The 1,595-nt window shown below is 72.5% G+C and carries 1 protein-coding gene; it reads left to right on the forward strand.

The window, feature by feature from the left end; all coding sequences use genetic code 11:
- A partial coding sequence (locus tag ABT130_RS47565; RefSeq protein WP_350966497.1) for an acyltransferase domain-containing protein occupies positions 1–1,595 on the forward strand: 1,595 nt, incomplete at both ends.

The raw sequence follows: 1,595 nt of genomic DNA on the forward strand, positions 1-1,595 counted from the left end.
GAGCGGTTGGCGGGGTTGGGGGCGATGGCGTCGGTGGCGCTGCCGGTGGAGCGGGTGCGCGAGCGGGTGGCGGCCTGGGACGGGCGGGTGTCGGTCGCGGCGGTGAACGGCCCCAATTCGGTGGTGGTGGCCGGTGAGGTTGAGGCGGTGGAGGAGCTGGTCGAGCGCCTTGCCGCTGAGAACGTGCGGGTTCGGCGGATCGCGGTGGATTACGCCTCGCATTCGGCGCAGGTGGATCTGATCGGGGAGGAGCTGGCGGGGGTCCTGGCGGAGGTGGTTCCGGGGCCGGTGCGGGTGCCGATGCTCTCAACGGTGACGGGCCAGTGGGTGCAGGGGCCGGAGCTGGGGGCCGGGTATTGGTGTGAGAATCTGCGGCGCACGGTGGGCTTCGCGTCGGCGGTGGGGGTGTTGCTGGAGCAGCGGTATCGGGTGTTCGTGGAGGTGAGCCCGCATCCGGTGCTGACGGTCGGGGTCCAGGAGTGCGTGGACGAGACGGACGCCACCACCGTGATCGCCGGGACGTTGCGCCGCGACGACGGTGGCCTGGAGCGGGTGCTGGTCTCGGCGGCCGAGCTGTTCGTCCGCGGCGTGGCGGTGGACTGGCAGGCCCTCTTCCCGGGTGCTCGCCGCGTCGACCTGCCCACCTATGCCTTCCAGCACCAGTGGTACTGGCCCGTGGGAGCAGGTTCCCAGGTGGGGAATGTGGCCGCGGCGGGGCTGGCCGCCGCCGGGCACCCGTTGCTGGGCGCCGCCGTGGGCCTGGCCGACTCGGACGGGGTGCTGCTGACCGGCCGCCTGTCGGTGGGGTCGCATCCGTGGCTGGCTGATCATGCGGTGGGCGGGGTGGTGGTCTTCCCGGGCACCGGGTTCCTTGAGCTGGCGATCCGGGCCGGTGACCAGGTCGGCTGCGAGGTGGTCGAGGAGCTGACCCTGGCCGCGCCGCTGGTGCTGGGCGAGGATGACGCGGTCGTGATGCAGATCGCGGTGGGTGCGCCGGAGGAGACCGGCCGACGTGCTTTGAACGTCTATTCCCGGCCGGCGCAGGCTGGGGAGGATGTGCCGTGGGTGCGGCATGCGACGGGCACGCTCGCCACGGATGGTCGGGCCGCCGCGCGGTTCGATGCGGTGGTGTGGCCTCCGGCCGGGGCGACCGCGATCGAGTTGGACGGGTTGTATGACGAGCTGGCCGTTCGAGGGCTGGGGTACGGTCCGGTGTTCCAGGGGCTGCAGGCCGCATGGCAGTGCGATGGGGAGATCTTCGCCGAGGTCGCGCTGCCCGAGCAGGCGGCGTCGGATGCGGGTTCGTTCGGGGTGCATCCGGCTCTGCTGGATGCGGCGTTGCACGCGGTGGCCTTTGTCGGGCTGGATGCCGCAGGGGGTACGCGGTTGCCGTTTTCCTGGCGGGAGGTGAGCCTGCACGCGGGTGGGGCGGCGATGCTGCGGGTGCGGCTGGTCCGGGCCGGTGACGACTCGGTCACGCTGACGGCGGTGGATGCCGCGGGGGAGCCGGTGGTGTCGGCGCGGTCGCTGGTGTTGCGCCCGTTCTCGCCCGACCAGCTCGTCGGCGGTGGCCGTGGGGTGGAGCGGGATTCGTT

This window comes from Streptosporangium sp. NPDC001681, from assembly GCF_040298085.1.
Classification (GTDB): Bacteria; Actinomycetota; Actinomycetes; order Streptosporangiales; family Streptosporangiaceae; genus Streptosporangium.